The 17,548-nt window shown below is 47.1% G+C and carries 13 protein-coding genes; 8 read left to right on the forward strand and 5 right to left on the reverse strand.

The annotated features are described in order from the left end of the window. Positions 1–41: 41 nt before the first annotated feature. Positions 42–1,586 (reverse strand): FAD-dependent oxidoreductase, encoded by a 1,545-nt coding sequence (locus CXK86_RS06160; protein ID WP_076253691.1) that lies wholly within the window; start codon positions 1,584–1,586, stop codon positions 42–44. A gap of 368 nt (positions 1,587–1,954) precedes the next feature. Here CXK86_RS06160 and CXK86_RS06165 point away from each other — a divergent pair, with 368 nt between their 5' ends. Beyond that, positions 1,955–4,777 (forward strand): glycoside hydrolase family 3 C-terminal domain-containing protein, encoded by a 2,823-nt coding sequence (locus CXK86_RS06165; protein ID WP_076253690.1) that lies wholly within the window; start codon positions 1,955–1,957, stop codon positions 4,775–4,777. A 96-nt stretch (positions 4,778–4,873) separates the two neighbouring features. Here CXK86_RS06165 and CXK86_RS06170 read toward each other — a convergent pair whose 3' ends face one another. The 3 genes from CXK86_RS06170 to CXK86_RS06180 all read right to left on the reverse strand — a co-directional run bounded on the left by CXK86_RS06170 (position 4,874) and on the right by CXK86_RS06180 (position 8,397). Continuing rightward, entirely contained in the window at positions 4,874–5,713 is an 840-nt protein-coding gene (locus CXK86_RS06170; protein ID WP_036612816.1) for a methyl-accepting chemotaxis protein, read from the reverse strand. Positions 5,714–5,929: 216 nt separating this feature from the next. Further along, complete coding sequence (nrdG, locus tag CXK86_RS06175; RefSeq protein ID WP_076253689.1) at positions 5,930–6,439, reverse strand: anaerobic ribonucleoside-triphosphate reductase activating protein; 510 nt, start codon at positions 6,437–6,439, stop codon at positions 5,930–5,932. Then, on the reverse strand, positions 6,436–8,397 hold the full coding sequence (locus tag CXK86_RS06180; protein ID WP_051447284.1) for an anaerobic ribonucleoside triphosphate reductase: 1,962 nt from the start codon (positions 8,395–8,397) through the stop codon (positions 6,436–6,438). Before CXK86_RS06180 ends, nrdG begins: the two co-directional genes overlap by 4 nt. A 481-nt stretch (positions 8,398–8,878) precedes the next feature. On the opposite strand from CXK86_RS06180, the gene CXK86_RS06185 reads away from it, so the two are divergent. Next, positions 8,879–10,516, forward strand: a complete 1,638-nt coding sequence (locus tag CXK86_RS06185) for a hybrid sensor histidine kinase/response regulator (RefSeq protein ID WP_076253688.1) — start codon at positions 8,879–8,881, stop codon at positions 10,514–10,516. 159 nt (positions 10,517–10,675) lie between these two features. After that, entirely contained in the window at positions 10,676–11,614 is a 939-nt protein-coding gene (locus tag CXK86_RS06190; RefSeq protein WP_047840782.1) for an aldo/keto reductase family protein, read from the forward strand. 126 nt (positions 11,615–11,740) lie between these two features. Here the strand turns inward: CXK86_RS06190 and CXK86_RS06195 are convergent, their stop codons facing one another. Further along, positions 11,741–12,853, reverse strand: coding sequence for a GGDEF domain-containing protein (locus CXK86_RS06195; RefSeq protein WP_076319286.1), 1,113 nt, complete (start codon positions 12,851–12,853; stop codon positions 11,741–11,743). A 272-nt stretch (positions 12,854–13,125) separates the two neighbouring features. On the opposite strand from CXK86_RS06195, the gene CXK86_RS06200 reads away from it, so the two are divergent. From CXK86_RS06200 to CXK86_RS06220, 5 genes are all read left to right on the forward strand, one after another. Further along, positions 13,126–13,521: a Fur family transcriptional regulator gene (locus CXK86_RS06200; RefSeq protein ID WP_101313529.1), complete on the forward strand. Its 396-nt coding sequence runs from the start codon at positions 13,126–13,128 to the stop codon at positions 13,519–13,521. Then, entirely contained in the window at positions 13,497–14,303 is an 807-nt protein-coding gene (locus CXK86_RS06205; RefSeq protein ID WP_036612804.1) for a winged helix-turn-helix transcriptional regulator, read from the forward strand. Before CXK86_RS06200 ends, CXK86_RS06205 begins: the two co-directional genes overlap by 25 nt. Positions 14,304–14,591: 288 nt before the next feature. Beyond that, positions 14,592–16,055, forward strand: coding sequence for a catalase (locus CXK86_RS06210; RefSeq protein ID WP_047840780.1), 1,464 nt, complete (start codon positions 14,592–14,594; stop codon positions 16,053–16,055). 208 nt (positions 16,056–16,263) lie between these two features. Beyond that, positions 16,264–16,680 carry a BlaI/MecI/CopY family transcriptional regulator gene (locus tag CXK86_RS06215; protein ID WP_017691824.1) on the forward strand — a complete coding sequence of 139 codons (417 nt, stop codon included), beginning with the start codon at positions 16,264–16,266 and terminating at the stop codon, positions 16,678–16,680. A gap of 25 nt (positions 16,681–16,705) precedes the next feature. Continuing rightward, positions 16,706–17,542 carry a M56 family metallopeptidase gene (locus tag CXK86_RS06220; RefSeq protein WP_180361729.1) on the forward strand — a complete coding sequence of 279 codons (837 nt, stop codon included), beginning with the start codon at positions 16,706–16,708 and terminating at the stop codon, positions 17,540–17,542. Positions 17,543–17,548: the final 6 nt, after the last annotated feature.

The raw sequence follows: 17,548 nt of genomic DNA on the forward strand, positions 1-17,548 counted from the left end.
ACTTTTGTTTCTTTGGTTACAGGTTAATCGCTAAATGTCGGTTATTCTTGTGCATCCAGGACTTTAAGGTCTTCCACAGCAGGGCCCTCAATGACATGGCCTGCATAATCAAAGCGGGAACCATGGCATGGGCAATCCCACGAACGTTCGCCCTCGTTCCATTCGACTTCGCAACCCAGATGGGTGCAGGTAGTATCCACCAGAAACAGCTTGCCACTGGTGTCCTTGTAGGCGCCAGCACGTTTGCCATTATGACGAACGACGGCTCCTTCGTCTTCACCAATATCGCTAACCTTTTTATGCACAATGCCTACTTTACCGGAGATTAATTCCTTTGCTACATTCACATTTTCCACAATAAAGTGTTTCATACCAGGATCGGCCTTGAATCTTGCCGGATCGAATATGGCAGCATGAGGGTTGTCACGTCCAGTGATGCGATCTGCAAGAAGGTGTCCTGCCATCGTGCCAGTTGTCATTCCCCATTTGGCAAACCCGGTCGCCACATAGACTCGTTCATGTCTTCCGGTAATCGGTCCGATGTAAGGCACCTTGTCGATGGAGATCAGATCCTGGGCTGACCAGCGAAAAGGAATGTTGCGAATGCCAAATGTCTCCGCTGCGAACTGCTCTAGGCGTTCATAATGACCAAAGGTACAGATGCCTTGTCCAGTTTTATGATTTTCACCGCCAAAGAGGATAAGTTCCTTACCATCATGTAAGACGGTACGCAAGGAGCGGTACGGTGTATCGTCCGAGATGTACATGCCACCCGCATAGGCTTTCTCCGGTTCGACTAATACAGCGTAGGATCGTTCGGCGTGTAATCGTGTGAAATAAAATCCGGGATCATAGACGGGAAAATGAGAAGCCACAACAATATGTTCCGCTGTTACGGATGGGCCATCTCCATAAGTTCTGACATGCAGGGAAGCGTCTTCCTCTACATCCGTAACAGTCGTATGCTCGTAGATCTGTACTCCTTGTTTCACAGCGGAATCGAGCAAGTAGTGCAGGTAGGCTAGCGGATCAAATCGTGCCTGACCCGGCATGCGAATGCCTGCCCTTGCGGGAACTGGAATAGGGAGTGGGTCTACCCACTCACCAGGGATATTGAGTTTGCCATAGGCGGTCAGCTCGATCTCCAGTTTTTTGATGTTTTCCTCCGATTGAATGTAGACGTAGGCATCTTCCTCTGCCCACTGGCAATCAACCTGTTTTTCCTTCACCAGATTGCGCATCCACTTCGCGGCATCGGCATTGCCTTCATAGTACATCCGAGCCTGTTCTTGTCCGAAGTGATGCATAATTTCATCAAATATGACACCGTGCTGTGCAGATACCTTGGCCGTGGTATGACCGGTCGTGCCATCCAATACTTTTCCAGCTTCTAGCACGACTACACGCATACCCGTCTGTGCGAGCAGATAGGCTGTAGTGATCCCGGCAATACCGGCACCAATAATCGCTACATCCGCGGTGATATCTTCGGTCAGTTTTGGATAGGCATCGAATTGGTGCGTAGCACGCCACAGCGATTCGGGGACCGGGGGCAGACCCGTCTTGGGCTGCTGATTGTCGCTCATTTTTTTTCCTCCTTGATTATCTTCAATCTATCGTATGGGGTGTTGTTCAGCGCACATCGTTGTACTCTTATTCATGATTGCCAGACTATGCCAGGAAAAAACGGTGTTGTTCAGATTTTGCAGAGGGGATGTTCACAATTTCCTGCGCAGAACCTCTGTTTTTTTTGTTAAATATGCTATATGATAAGATTACCGAAATCGTTTTAGGTTTTGAAAAGGAGATCAGGTTTCACACCTATAAACGTTGATTATAAAAGGATTAATTGATTCATCGGAAGAAAGATTTCATCCGAATTAACCCCGTTTTTTCTTAATATATGTATTCGCTATCATTTTAATTAACTACCGATAACCAAAGGAGATTCTATATGACGACCAACCAAACGAAATATCCGTTTCAAGATACAGCACTAGAGTTAGACACCCGGGTGAAGGACCTTGTATCCCGCTTGACGGAAGATGAAAAAATTGAATCCATGCTGCAATATCAGCCGGCAGTAGACCGCCTGGGTGTGCCTGCATACAAACATGGTACAGAAGCGGCCCACGGCTTGGCCTGGCTTGGAGAAGCAACATCCTTCCCACAACCGGTGGGGCTTGCATGCACATGGGATGCGGATCTGATGAAAGAGATTGGCTCCGTACTCGGAGACGAGGCGCGTGTATTTTATAAACGAAATCCGGCAGTGAACGGTCTTACGCTGTGGGCACCTACAGTGGATATGGAACGTGACCCGCGCTGGGGACGGAATGAAGAGGCGTATGGTGAAGACCCGGAACTGACAGCCGAGCTGACAACAGCATTGGTCAAAGGAATCCAGGGTGACCATCCAAAGTATTACAAAGCGGTCGCTACCTTGAAGCATTTCCTCGCCAATAATAACGAAGTGGATCGCGGAAGTGGTTCGTCCAGCATTGATCCACGTAACATGCGTGAATATTATCTGAAGGCGTTTGAGAAGCCATTTAAGGAAGGCGGCGCACAGTCCATGATGACAGCGTACAACTCCATTAATGGTACGCCAGCGTTGTTGCATCCTTTTGTGAACGAGATTGTCAAAGGCGAATGGGGCATGGATGGTTTCATTGTCAGTGATGCAGGCGACGTAATGGGCATCAAGAATGATCATAAATACTATGATTCCCACACACCAGGTACCGTAGAATCCGTGAAGGCCGGAATTGATAGCATCACCGATGATGCTGAGCTGTCCAAACAGGCACTGCGTGAAGGATTGGAACAAGGTACACTCACGATGGATGACATCGATAAGGCGTTGTTCAATACGTTCCGTGTGCGTTTCCGTCTAGGCGAGTTCGATCCGGAAGAAGACAACCCGTACGCTGCTATTGGTGAAGAGTCCATGATGACGGAGAAAGCAAAAGAACTGTCGCTCAGAGCCGCAAGAGAACAAGTGGTATTGCTCAAAAATGACAAAGGCACGCTCCCGCTGGACAAAACAAAAGCTGGTAAAGTGGCTGTGATTGGTCAATTGGGCGGAACCGTCTATCGTGACTGGTATGCAGGCACCATGCCGTATAACGTATCCCCACTTGAGGCGATCCGTGGCAAAGTAGGCAACGATAAAGTATCGTTTAAGGATGGTAATGACCGTATTACGTTAACTTCCGTAGCCAGTGGGAAGAAAATTGGACTGGCAGAAGGTGAAAAATCACCTGTGATTGCTTCGGGAGAAGCGGAGACGTTCATGGTTTCCGACTGGGGCTTCGGAAGTTATAACTTGCAGGCCGAAAGCAACGGCAAATATCTGACCACAGATGAAGAGACCGTAACGGCTTCCGCTGATGAAGTATACGGCTGGTTCGTGAAGGAAGTATTCCACCTGTTGCCACAAGAGGATGGCAGTGTAGGTCTGACTACTTGGAATGGCAAAACGGTGACTGCACCTAATGGTGGAAACGATGCATTAGTAGTGTCCGAAGAACTGAAAACCTTTGGTGCCACAGAGACGTTCAAGCAGGATGTGATTGTGAACGGACTTGAAGAAGCGGTAGCAGCGGCTAAGGCTGCGGAAACGGCGATTGTTTTTGTTGGTAATAATCCGCTTGTAAATGGTAAAGAAGAGATTGACCGTCCAAGTCTGGATCTCGCCGGATCCCAGCAACGTCTGGTTGAGGCGGTCTATGCCGCGAACCCGAACACGGTAGTTGTCATCGTGGGTAGTTATCCGTTCACATCCAACTGGGTTCAGGAGAACATCCCGGCGGTATTGTATACTTCACACGCAGGACAGGAACTGGGTAACGCAGTAGCTGACGTCTTGTATGGCGACTATGCACCAGCAGGCCGTCTGAATATGACATGGGTACAATCGGCAGATCAACTGACCGACATCAAGGATTACGATATCATTCAATCTGGTCGGACATATCAATATTTTGAAGGTAATGTATTGTATCCGTTTGGACATGGTCTGACGTATGCAACGTTTAAATACAGCAATTTGGAACTTAGCCCAGCTCAAGTGGGTACAGAGGGCAACGTTACGGTAACTGTAGATGTGAGCAATACGGGTTCAATCGCCAGTGACGAAGTTGTACAGTTGTACGTTCGTGCAGGCAAATCCCGGGTGAAACGTCCACTCAAAACGTTAAAAGGATTCCGTCGTCTTCATATCGAAGCGGGAGCTACAGCGAAAGTCAGCTTCACCTTGCCTGTTCAGGAACTGGCAATCTGGGATGTAACTCGTGATCGGTATGTCGTGGAAAGTGGAACTTACTCCATCATGGTTGCCAAGTCATCCTCTGATGTCCAACTGGTTGCAGACCTGACGGTAGAAGGAGAGACGATCCCTGCCCGTAATCTAGGTGTGGCTACTCGTGCCGAGAATTATGATGCTTACCTGGGTGTTGATCTGGATGAGAGCAAAGAGGGCGGAAGTGCTGTCCGTGTAGTTGGAGAGCAAGGATGGATTGCTTTCAAGGATGCCGATCTGGGTAGTGGGGCAGCAGCAATTGAAGCGCGTGTCTCCGCAGAACAAGCAGGTGCTGTGTTAGAAGTTCGACTCGGTTCACCAGACGGTACGCTCGCAGGACGTGTGGAACTGGCGCAAGGTGAAGCCCAGCAGTGGTCTACCGTGAAGGCTGAACTCACAGGTGCATCAGGTGCGCAGGATGTATACATTGTGTTGTCTGCAGGCGTGCGCATCAGTCACTTCAAGATTCGTTAAGTCAAATAACTCATGAAAAAGCCTCCGAACTTATTCGGAGGCTTTTGTTTATTGTTTGCTATCAAACGCATTTTTTATTGTCCATTAAACGTATTTTTATTTTCCGTCAAACGTAATCATTTTTTGCACAAATTGCTTCAATTGTTTGTTGGTTTCATTCAGCTGCTCAATTGTGCTCATGAAATTGTTTACGAGTTCAGCCTGTTCTTGGGAGCTGGCAGTGATCTCACCAAGTTCATTCTCCATGCCTTGAATGGATTGCCGAACAGAGAGAAGAGAATCTTCAATACGGGCCGTTGCTTCTTTGGTATCCACAGACAGTTTGCGAATTTCTTTGGCAACAACGCCAAAACCTGCACCTGCTTCACCTACACGAGCAGCTTCAATGGCTGCATTCAAGCCGAGCAGATTGGTTTGTTCGGAGATTTCACGAATGAAGCTGGCGACTTGAGTTACATTGCCTGATTTCTGTACGGCTTGTTTGGAATTATTCCGGATCTCTTCGGTTGTGGCACTGAGTTCCTCGGAGTGTGCAGCTACATGCTGTACACTGTCAATTAACTGGTTGGTCAGATTTTCGGTAGCATCCATGAGCTGTTGCAGCTGGTCCTGGTCATCCATACTGTAGAGCAGGTTGAACAGGGCGATGACTTCACCTTTTTCATTTTTAATGGGGATAAAAGCCACGTCAAAAGGAACACCGAATAAATCTTTAGGGTAGTGATCGAATCGTTTGACGGTACCGCCGTTGAGATCAGCAAAATTTCGATTTCCATCCAACAGAGGGTCGCCGGGTTGATAATTCAGTTGCTTTAACGATTCCCCTGCTGAGAAATATAGGAATTTCTCATGATCAATAACGGAGAGGGTTACATCCTGACGAATCGTATCTCGAAAGAAAGGCATACATGTAATTAATGCTTGAACAATATCCATATAAAAGATGATTCCTCCCTGGTTACCTTATGTAAACGGTTAAATTTTAAATGCTAACTTAGTAACTACCTATATTATATATCGTCATGCAATAGAGAAGAAAATAGAGAGAATGGATAAAACCTATTTCTTAAAGCAGACCACTATACGCCAACAAGACACGAGTCCGCTGGGGACCCGTGCCTTGTTAGTTGGTGAGGGGAATAAAACCAATGTTTACAGCATACTGAGCTGCATTGTAACGATGGTTCGAGTGGCTAGTGTTGCACGGACATCAATCAAACGCTGATTCCGGCTGCCGCGGAAGGGAAGGGAAACATCACGCTCTGCTTCAACGTATCGACCGTCAATAATCACATCGCACAACCGGGCAAGCTCCGCTCTTGCAGGGTCGGTAATCAGTTCTTCATATTCGAATCCCGTGTAGGCCCATACCGTCAGATCAGGACGTGTAGCGCGGAGCTGCTGGACCCAAGACGTACATTCTGCTGCCGAGAAAAAGGGATCACCACCACACAACGTAACGCCATCCAGTAACGGATGGGTCGTCACTTCATGCAGAATCTGCTGCTGCCGCTCCTCTGTAAAGGGCTCACCCGCTCGAAAGCTCCATGAATCCGGACTGAAGCAGCCCGGACAGGCGTGACGGCATCCGCTGATGAACAACACGGCACGCAGGCCGATTCCTTCATTAACCGATTCCGGGATGTAACCATATAGATTCACCGGTGTTTCACCCGATCCCGCACTTCGGCTTGCTTCGCAGCATTGAAGCGTACTTTGTAATCTCCGGTCAGATAGCCAGTTACGCGGCGTAACCGCTGGAAGTGTACATGGTTCTCATGGGCTTCACAGCTTGGGCATACATCCCCAATGACGCCTTCATAACCACATGCAGGGCAGCGATCAATTGGATGATTAATGGAGAAATAACCGATATCCTGCGCCAGTGCATACTGTACAATTCGCAGGAAAGCTGCGGTGTTGGCCCGAACGTTTCCGTCAAGCTCCACATAGGAGATCGCACCCGCGTTACATAAAGTGTGGAATGGGGCCTCCAGTTCAATCTTCCGATATGCTGGAAGCGTGTGGTAGACCGGGATATGGAATGAATTCGTATAATACTCCCGATCATTCACTCCGGGAATAATGCCATAACGCTCTCTGTCGATCTTCGTGAATTTGCCGGACAACCCTTCAGCAGGTGTGGCAAACAGTGTGATATTCAAGTTATGCTGCTCGCTCATCCGGTCACAGAACTCTCTCATGGTCCGAATAATGTTGAGCGCTTCGCGATGTACATGAGGATCCTGCCCATGATGGCGCCCATAGAGAGCTGTCATACATTCCGCGAGACCGATAAAACCAAGAGATAATGTTCCATGCTTTAAAAGCTCGGCAACCGGCTCGTTCGGGCCAAGCTGTTCTCCACCTTCCCATACACCCTCCCGCATCATGAAGTCCGATGCCTTGGCAGGCTGCAATGTCTGAATTCGGTAGCGGTGCAACAGGCCGGAAGCGGCATTATGCATAACTGACTCCAAAGCAGTATAGAATCCGGCTCGGTCAGCGACAGCTCTTGCACCTTGGCAGATGCCAAACCGGATGCCGAGCTTCACGAGGTTAATGGTGTTGAAGGACAGATTACCTTTACCACTTTGACGATTGCGACCAAACCGGTCAGCCAGTGTACGTGTGCGGCATCCCATAGTTGCAATGATCGTATCCGGATCTTCCGGATGATAGAAAGGCAGATTGAAAGAGGCATCCACATTGACAAAGTTAGGATACATCCGCCGGGATGAACAGGTGACTGCGAGCCGGAACAGATCATAGTTCGGCTCTCCTTGAGCCTGATTGATCCCCTGTTTACATTGGAAAATATGTTGAGGGAACACGGGAGTCTCCCCGTTGCCCAGGCCACGAATGGTTGCTTCCAGCAACGAGCGTGATACCAACCGTCCTTCCGCAGAAGTACATAATCCATAGTTCAGTGAAGTAAATGGAATCTGACCACCCGCCCGGCTGCTCATCGTATTCAGGTTATGAATCAGTGATTCAGCAGCTTGTCCTGTCTCCAATTCAGTCTCTTCATAGGCGAAGGCATATGCCCGCGGACATTGATTCTTCGCTTCGATGCTATCCAGATGAAGCTGTTCATCCCCGATCAGAACATTTTCACCAAAGAGCCGTTGCCCTTTGCGGTAGTGTTTGCGGAACGATCGCTGTACATAAGGGGCCAGATCCCAGTCAATTTTATTGGCCGATACACCGCCATATTGACTGTTCTGCTGGGATTGGAAGATGATCGCAACCAGAGCCATGGCAGACATGATCGTCTGAGGTGTGCGAACCGATCCGTTACCTGTGTTGAAACCCGCAGCAAGGAGACGGTCAAACGGGATAAAGATACAGTTGGTCGTTCCAAGTGCATACTGATCCAGATCGTGTACATACAGATCCCCATTCTCCACAGCTTGGGCAAGCTCTTCCGGCAACACATGACGCAGAGCATGCCACTTGGCGGTCTCCGAACCGAGCCTGCTCATCTTACCACTGAAGGAATCCCCGTTCAGATTCGCATTTTCCCTCAGCGTATCGGCGTCTTCTGCGCCAATAATTCGTCTTCCCAGGTCGGATAATAGATCGGATGCCAGTGGGGTGGCATACTCAAGCATGTTCATGTAAGGTTCCTCCTAAAATGATTTTGGTTATCATTCAATTCACGTTAAATACTATATGTAGATTCGTCTTATCCATTTATAAACTATATGTGGTTTTTTGGGTGTGATAATGATCACACAGCTTACTGAACAAAGTGGACTTTCCTTTAATTGCTACGGATAAAGGTTCCCAAAGTCTGAGCGGAAGCGTATAATTTCTAGTTATTCTGCAAGTATAATATCCGAAGTCGGACAAGATGGACTTTAATCAAGCTGAAAAGGCGAGTTGCAATGAATTCGCGGTCGTTAAACCATCCGTTTAAGACCTGCTTTTGTCCACAAATGGGCAATAGGCAGGGAGTATGATTCTCTTATACTTCTACGGTGTTAATCATATAAGTATAGATTGTGACAGCTATTCGGATTTTTGATGACCCCTGTACGTGATTAAACATTCTGAAATACAGATTTGAAAGTGCAGCTAAGATAAGAGGGGTGAATCATGGGGACGGCAGAAGGCATTACAAGAGGCTTCTATGAAGATATAAAGGAAGCTGCGGCTCATATCGTAGACGTATTAAGTGGTATATTGAAGGTCAATACCATCTTTGTTGCCACGAATGACGGGGTGACCAATGTCATTTTGGAGGCCTTTAATCGTACGGAAGAGTTAGTTGTTAAAGGCAGTGCACTTCCATTTACGGATTCATATTGCAGCCTGGTATTAAGAGACAACGGTAGCGTTCTTACGATCCCGGATACATGTGAACATCCGATGACACGATCCATGGGCGTTACGAGCGGACTTGGCAATCGCTTCTTCGTGGGCGTGCCTATTATGAGAAGATCGGGCGAAACATTTGGTACCATCTGTCTGATGGATGATCCTGGTTATGTGATCAGCGAAACCGATATGAAGACACTGAAGGCAATGGCTGTATTCCTGGGTTATGTTGTTGATCTGGAAAGCACGTTGCATGTTCAGGAGCAGAAATTGAGTGATTCGGAACAAATGCAAGAACAGCTCCAGGCAGAGAAAGAACGTGCCGAATCTGAGGCTATGACCAAAACACAGATGTTGAAGCTAATGAGTCACGAGATTCGCAATCCTTTGAACGGTATTTTGGGACTGACAGATCTGATGCGCACACCGGATATGCCTGAGGAGCAGTCCGAATATGTGAACATGATTGAGACAAGCGGCAATATTCTGCTTTCCTTGCTGAATAATATGATGAATTTCAACATTAATGAAGCAGGTAAAACGGTTATACATGATGATCCGTTTGATCTGGTAGGCACCATTGAGAATACCGTGTATCTCTATGCCGGGATTGCGACGGGCAAGAACATTGAGCTGGGATTAAATCTTGAACTGAATGTATCTCAAGTGTTTGTTGGTGATGAAGTCAAGATTGGACAGTTGCTTGCACACGTCATTCAATATGCTCTCGATTCAACGCGTGAAGGTTCCGTTCTGATCACAGCAGTGGTGAACGGAGGAGAATTGGAGGAGACCGGTACACTTCAGCTCAAGGTGAAGTACACGGGTCAGATGTTATCGGACAAGAAGACACAAACCTTTAACAGCCAAGATGAAAATTTGAATATCCAAAAACTGATTGGAAGCAATCTAGGTTTAGCTGTAAGCCAGAATCTTGCCATTCTCATGCATGGCCGTATTCAGGTGAGCAGTGTGAAGGAAAATGAGACGGAATTTAACATCTCCCTTCCGTTGCGCAGATACTGGGAGTTACCTCAACTCGCAAGTGTTCAGCAGCGGTTAAAAGGGAAAAAGGTGTTGCTTGCCAAGGACCCTGACATTTTGCAAGGCGTCTCTTCCCTGATGCGTAGGTGGGAGATGGATGTACACATGACCTCCGGTGTGACATTAGCGCATGATTGGATCAAGGAAGGATTCATGCCGGATGTAGCCGTTGTGGATATGGGGTTACTGGAAGGCGGCGCAGTTGATTTTGTACATGAACTGAAACAGCGCCTGGAGAATCTGCCCGTCATTGTTCTTGTTCCTTATGGGATGCACATTGAATTGCATGAAGCAGAAGCATTTGATGCTGTTCTGACCAAGCCGGTCAGACAGGCTGATCTGTTGAATGCATTGAGTATTACTTTGCCTTAAATCATGATCATAGATAAATCTTTATTCGGCGCACCGGTTATAGGTGCGCTTCTTTTCATTTTCCATTTTCTGAGCCAAAGCCCTTTTATTCCGAGCTGGTTACGTTACAATAGTAAGTGAACTTCATCTTTATAACCAACAGAGGAGGATATGCAATCAATGGATTATCGCAGATTAGGTGGAAGCGGACTGAAAGTGAGCGAGATCAGCCTGGGAAGCTGGCTGACGTACGGAGGGTATGTGGAACGTGAGAATGCGGTGAAATCAATTGAAACTGCATTTGATGAAGGCATTAACTTTTTTGATACTGCCAATGTATACGAACGGGGTGCAGCAGAAGAACTGCTGGGGCAGACGCTCAAAGCATATTCCCGTGACTCTTATGTACTTGCAACCAAAGTATTTGGCAAAATGGGTGATGGTCCGAATGACCAGGGGTTGTCTCGGAAACATATCAAGGAGCAATGTGAAGCCAGCTTGAAGCGCCTGGGCGTTGAATATGTGGATATCTATTACTGCCATCGTTATCATACCGAAACACCAATTGAAGAAACACTCCGCGCGCTCGATGATCTGGTACGCCAAGGCAAAGTGTTATATGTAGGCGTCAGCCAGTGGACAGCGGCTCAGATGGAAGCTGCGTTGGGTACAGCAGATCGTCTGCTTCTGGATCGTATCGTGGTTAATCAGCCGGTGTACAACATGTTTGACCGTTATATCGAAAATGAAATTATCCCGCTCGGTGAGCGTAAAGGCATCGGACAAGTCGTATATTCCCCGCTTGCTCAAGGTCTATTGACCGGGAAATATACGTCCGTTTCCGATATCCCAGAGAATAGCCGTGCTGCCAAGCTAGGATGGGACGAAGGAAAGATCAATGCGGATCGTATCGGGAAAGTTCGTCAACTGATTGAAGTGGCGGACAAGCTGGATCTGAAGGTTGGCCAACTGGCCCTGGCTTGGATTCTGCGCCAGAACAATGTATCCAGTGCACTTGTAGGGGCGAGTCGTCCCGAGCAGGTAAAAGAGAACGCGGCTGCATCTGGCGTGAAGCTGGATGCTGCCATTGTGGAGGAGATTGAGAGCATCCTTGCTTGATCTCCTGTCATTTTACACAAGCTGAGATGATATGCAATGATCTATAAAGAAAGGGATGTCCTGTGCGCCTGAATAGGCGAACGAGACATCCCTTTTTTGGAGAACGTTGAAAGGTTAGATCTTACTTTAAAGCGTAAGAGGCAAGGAACGAAAAGTTAAGGCACACACACGGTTACGCCCTGTATTCTTGGCTTCATATAAAGCACGATCGGCCTGTTCGAAGAAGTCGTCATCGTCATGATCATCACAATGATCGGGATATACGGCTACACCAATGGAGATGGTTAGACGTGTCGTGTGCCCGTCGGGCAGAGCAAAATGGTATTTCTCTACAGCCTGTCGTATAGATTCGGCGGTAGCCACGGCCTGACGGTGTCCACAGTCGAGCAAGAGAATGGCGAATTCTTCCCCACCGTTTCGTGATACGATATCAGCAGAACGTGCATGCTCAACAAGCAGTTGTCCAAGTTGCTTCAGGACCGCATCGCCAGCGGAATGACCATAGGTGTCGTTTACCTTTTTGAATCGGTCAATATCAATGGCAAGCAAGGAAAGCTTCTGTTGGTAATCCCGCGCACGCTGTAGTTCCAGTTGAAGTGATTTTTCGAACTGTCGTCGATTGCTCAGGTTGGTAAGATGATCGGTAGAAGCTCTTTTTTCCAATAGAAATAACATTTCATTGGATTTATTAATGAATTCTGCAATGAAATAGATAAATATTCCACCGGCAAAAGAAATGGTCATTTGTAACGGATATATCTTCATTAATGAATTCATGCTGTCCGTGTTCAACATAAGGATGATAAAAATTAATGTCATGCCAAGCAGATTCATTGTAATTATTTTAGTCAGTCTGGACCAAGGAGCATAGGCGAAGTATACACCGGACAGTCCGATCAGAGTCATGACAAAACCTGCATCTATGGCAGAGGATGATAAGCCGAACATCAGAATACGAATGATCGAGATCATGAGTCCCGTAACGACCGAAGCCAATCCTCCCATATATACCGCTGCGGTAACGATGGCCAGATGCCGTAGATCTACAATCGTAGTTTCGTTCAGAGGGAATGAATAGTTCATGAGTACTGTGCCATATATACCGAATAATAAGCCGCCGATCAACTGAACACGTAACGAGGGAAAAGGCAATCGGATACTATAGAACTTTGCGATGATCCCGGACACATACATAAACGTAATCATGACACAGATATTAATGAAAAAAGTGCTAAACAACCGACATTCCCCCTTTTTACGCACATCCTTATATTTTATCTGAAAATTTGCGCTGTAGCGAACCATATTATCCCAAATTTATGAGGGGATTGCTGGTAAAGGTGGTTTATTTGCATATACAGGATGTTAGAGTGATATTGACTTCAATATGCAATGAGATTTATACTTAATCTAAATCAAAATATATTCCTTCTTTTTGGGAAGACCATCATAAGTAGAAGATCAGTGTCTGATTTCATATAAAATGGATCAATAATAAAGGAGAAATGGTTGTGAGAACTTTAAATCTGACGATACAACGGCAAGCGGTATATGATGTGGTGCGCCATTCAGAGGATCATCCGACAGCTGCTGATGTCATGAATCGACTCGTGGAACAAGGATATAATCTGGCCTATGGTACGGTGTATAACTCTCTTCGTTATCTGACGGACAAAGAATTGATACGGGAACTTAAACTCGGAGAGACAGCAAGCCGGTACGATGCCCGTATGGATGATCATCAGCATATTATGTGTGAAGTGTGCGGCAAAGTGGACGAGGTGATGACAGAGGTTCCTCCACAATGGATAAAACAGGTAGCTGAAGAAACCGGATATGCAATCGATCATGCTCATGTGGTCTTTGGAGGTGTCTGCGGGGAATGCAGAAACAAACGGATCAAGTAAAAATAAAACTGCCTGGCCGCCGTTTACCCCTAAGGGTTAAACCAGCCTTGTCTGACTCAACACCCCTTGTGGACAATTGTCCGGTTACAAGGCGTGTTATTCTGATCAGCCCGATGCCGGGGCAGGTTCATGAACTGGTAAAGGCCTTAACGGATAGTTGCTTTGATGTACTGGTCTTCCATCGCTGGGAACCGGATCTGCATGAGCGTCTTGTCTTTGATCTGTTGATCTATGATCTGTCTGTTGCTGGAACTATCGATGCATTTGCCGGCATTAGCAGCCGATTGAATCGTGAGGCTGAGCATACAACCCCTTGTTTGTATCTGGTTGGTGAGAAGATGATTGGCAGTGCAAGTGGACCGATGCTTCAGGAGGAATTGCTGGTGTGGCCTGCACGCCCGCAGGAAGCACTTTACCGAGTGCAGCGCATGATTGGCAACAGCCCTGCTCTGCCCAACCGTGGTTTTTTGCCTGAGGAAGGGCACCGTATCGGATTCAAAGATCTGTGGCTCGATCGTGAACGGATGAGTGTACAGCGCGATAATAACCGGATTCATCTAACCAAGACCGAATATGATCTGTTACTCAAGCTGATTGATGCCAAAGGTGCAGTCATTTCCCGTGAGGAAATGCTCAGCGATATCTGGGAGACGGACTTTACGGGTGGAAGTAATGTGGTCGATGTTCATATCAAAAGCTTGCGCAAAAAATTGGGCGATAATGCGTCTTCGCCGCAATATATTGTAACAGTAAGAGGAGTGGGCTACCGCCTGGCGGATTAGTCCGCTTTTTTTTGCCCAAATTTTATCTTTCACTTCATGCTTTTTCGGGTACTACCTAATAGAGAGGCAGATCAGAATCATTCCCTTAAAACATGTTCATAGTTCATTCATGAATGTTGAAGAACCTCATCTTAATCTCATGTGAACCTCATGCAAGAGTAGAGTGGGACATGTTAGAATCAATTTAACAGTTAGATCAAGTCTAAATGTATATTTAAACCGAAGCCGAATATGATTTTAATAGTAGATATATAACAGCCGTGAGACCCATTAGAGGAGGACGACATGATGACAGAACGTATGACAACGAATCAGGGAGCACCTGTAGGTGACAACCAGAATTCCCGCACAGCAGGCAGAAGAGGGCCGACACTGCTTGAAGACTACCATCTCATTGAGAAAATAGCCCACTTTGACCGTGAACGTATTCCCGAAAGAGTCGTACATGCGAGAGGTGCCGGAGCTCATGGTGTATTCACGCTGGAGCAGAGTATGAAGGCTTATACAACAGCTGACTTCCTGCAAGATCCAGGTACGGAGACGGATGTGCTGGTTCGTTTTTCAACCGTTATTCATGGTACGGGATCACCAGAGACTGCACGAGATCCACGTGGATTTTCCGTCAAATTTTACACACGGGAAGGCAACTATGATATTGTCGGTAATCATCTGCCCGTTTTCTTCATTCGTGATGCGATGAAGTTCCCTGATATGGTGCATTCCTTGAAGCCGGCTCCGGATACAAACATTCAGGAACCTGCCCGATATTGGGACTTTATGACCCTCTCACCGGAATCAACACATATGATGACCTGGTTGTTCTCTGATCTGGGCACACCAGCAAGTTATCGGGAGATGGATGGTTTCAGCGTACATGCTTTCAAATGGATTAATGCACAGGGACAGGTCCACTATGTGAAATACAAATGGGAGTCTGCACAAGGCGTGCGAGGCTTCTCTCGTCAGGAAGCTGCCGAGGTACAAGGACAGGACTTTAATCATGCTACCCGGGACCTGCATGAACATATCAAGAACGGGCAATACCCGCAGTGGAAGCTTCAGGTACAGCTCTTGAAGCCGGAGCAAATGGATGATTTTGCTTTTGATCCTCTCGATCCAACCAAAACATGGCCTGAAGATGTATTGCCGTTCCATACGGTAGGGACCATGACCCTGAATCGGAATCCACAAAACTTCTTTGCTGAAGTGGAGCAGGCGGCCTTTTCTCCTAGTGCGCTTGTACCCGGAATTGAGCCTTCCGAAGACAAATTGTTGCAAGGACGCCTATTCTCCTATCCAGATACACAGCGTCACCGGCTTGGACCGAACTATTTGCAAATTCCGGTGAATTGCCCGTACGCACCCGTTCGTAATCATCAGCGTGATGGACTCATGAATGTGAATCAGGACCCATCTCCGGTGAACTATGAACCCAACAGTTCAGGAAACAGCCCGCAAGAAGATCCGGCATACCGGGACAGTCAGGTTCCGTTGCAAGGGCATGTTACAAGAGAGAAAATCGAGAAGACGGATGATTATACGCAGTCAGGGGAGCTTTTCCGTTCATTTACTCCTGTAGAGCAGCAGCATTTGCTTGATAATCTGATCAATGACCTTAAGGGCGTATCTGTTGATATTCAAATGCGTGCCCTGTGCCACTTCTTCCGAGCGGATGGACAGCTTGGCGGACGTTTGGCTCATGGACTCGGCGTGGATATTTCTGCACATATGCCGTCACAGGATGGAAAATAAAGTACAGTTTGACCATGTTCTACAACATCATACGGACTAATATTCGTTGAAGACCGGGCAGAACCGCGAACGTGCGGAACTCCCGGTCTTTGGCCTTTTTTACTGAAATGGAAAACAAATTTACAAATCATTTACATAAAATAGCTGACATAGAGGTTGACTTCTCATTTGATGGCACTACAATGGGTAGTGTGAGGGGTGTCAGAAAATGAGAATACACAATTTCAAAGTGGGTGAGCGTGGGCTCAACCGATTTTTTGGTCCGCTGGAGGCCAAGATCATGGACATTTTATGGGCTCGTCCTGGCAGTAGCATCCGTGAAGTGCAGACCGCACTTGAACAAGACAAAGACGTCAATTTTAATACAGTCATGACCGTGATGAACCGGCTCGTAGACAAGGGACTTCTCGGAAAGTCACAAAAGGGCAGAACATCTTTGTACCAACCGGTACAGAGCAAGGAGGAGTTTATGAACGACCAATCCAAGGAACTGTCACATGAGTTGGTGGATGAATTCGGAGCTTTGGCATTGAATCATATGCTGGATGCGCTGGACGAAGCAGATGCGGGTCTGATTGAACGCTTGGAACAGAAGATCAAACAATGGAAAAAGGATAGCGATTAAGATGTGGAAGACCCGCTCGAAACTTTTGTTTACCGTCGGGTTTGGCATTCCGTTACTCGTGTTCATGCAGATGTTCATGTACGCGATGTACAAAATTTTTGGCTGGGATATCCCGTTTAACCTGCTCTGGCTCTGCAATCATTGGATGAGTCGACTGGGATGGTTATCCGTGGGACATTTCCTGCTGGCACTGGTATTGCTGACATTTGCGGGAACAGGTTGGTTGTTAATGGTGCGTATGATGAAAACCAGAGCAGCCGTACGTAAGCTTCGCTCCATGGAGGTGCGTGCATTGTCTCGCGAACTGGAGTCCAAGTATCACCATCTCGGACAGCCGGGATTCATTGTGGTGGACAAGCATTCTCCGGTTGCATTTACAATTGGTCTATGGAGACCTTGCATCGTACTTTCCACGGGGCTTCTGACGATGCTGGATGCAGAAGAGGAGACTGCAGTTGTGTACCACGAAGTCCATCATCTGTGGCACCGTGACCCACTGAAGACAACACTGTTATCGGTATTTGCAATCATGATGCCGTATATTCCTGTATTGAAGCATACTTCGAAACATTACAATATTGTTAGAGAAATTCTGGCAGACAATGAGGCCATTGAGCGTACAGGCAATGTGGCAGGCATTGGCAGTGCTTTGCTCAAGTTGCTCCGTGCTTGTCCTGAACCTTGGGGGGTCAAAAAACTGACCGTTCAATCCTCATTTGCGGATACGTCGGTGAATGTCCGCATTTCACGTCTGCTGGACCCGGAACAGGACGTAACGCTGAGGTTGCCACGTTATGCTGTCCTGATGTCGGCTACTGTTTTTCTATTGCTGTCTATCTTGTTTGTTTGGTCCATCGGATAGATTAAT

Source organism: Paenibacillus sp. BGI2013 (genome assembly GCF_002843485.1).
In the GTDB taxonomy this organism is placed as follows: domain Bacteria; phylum Bacillota; class Bacilli; order Paenibacillales; family Paenibacillaceae; genus Paenibacillus; species Paenibacillus amylolyticus.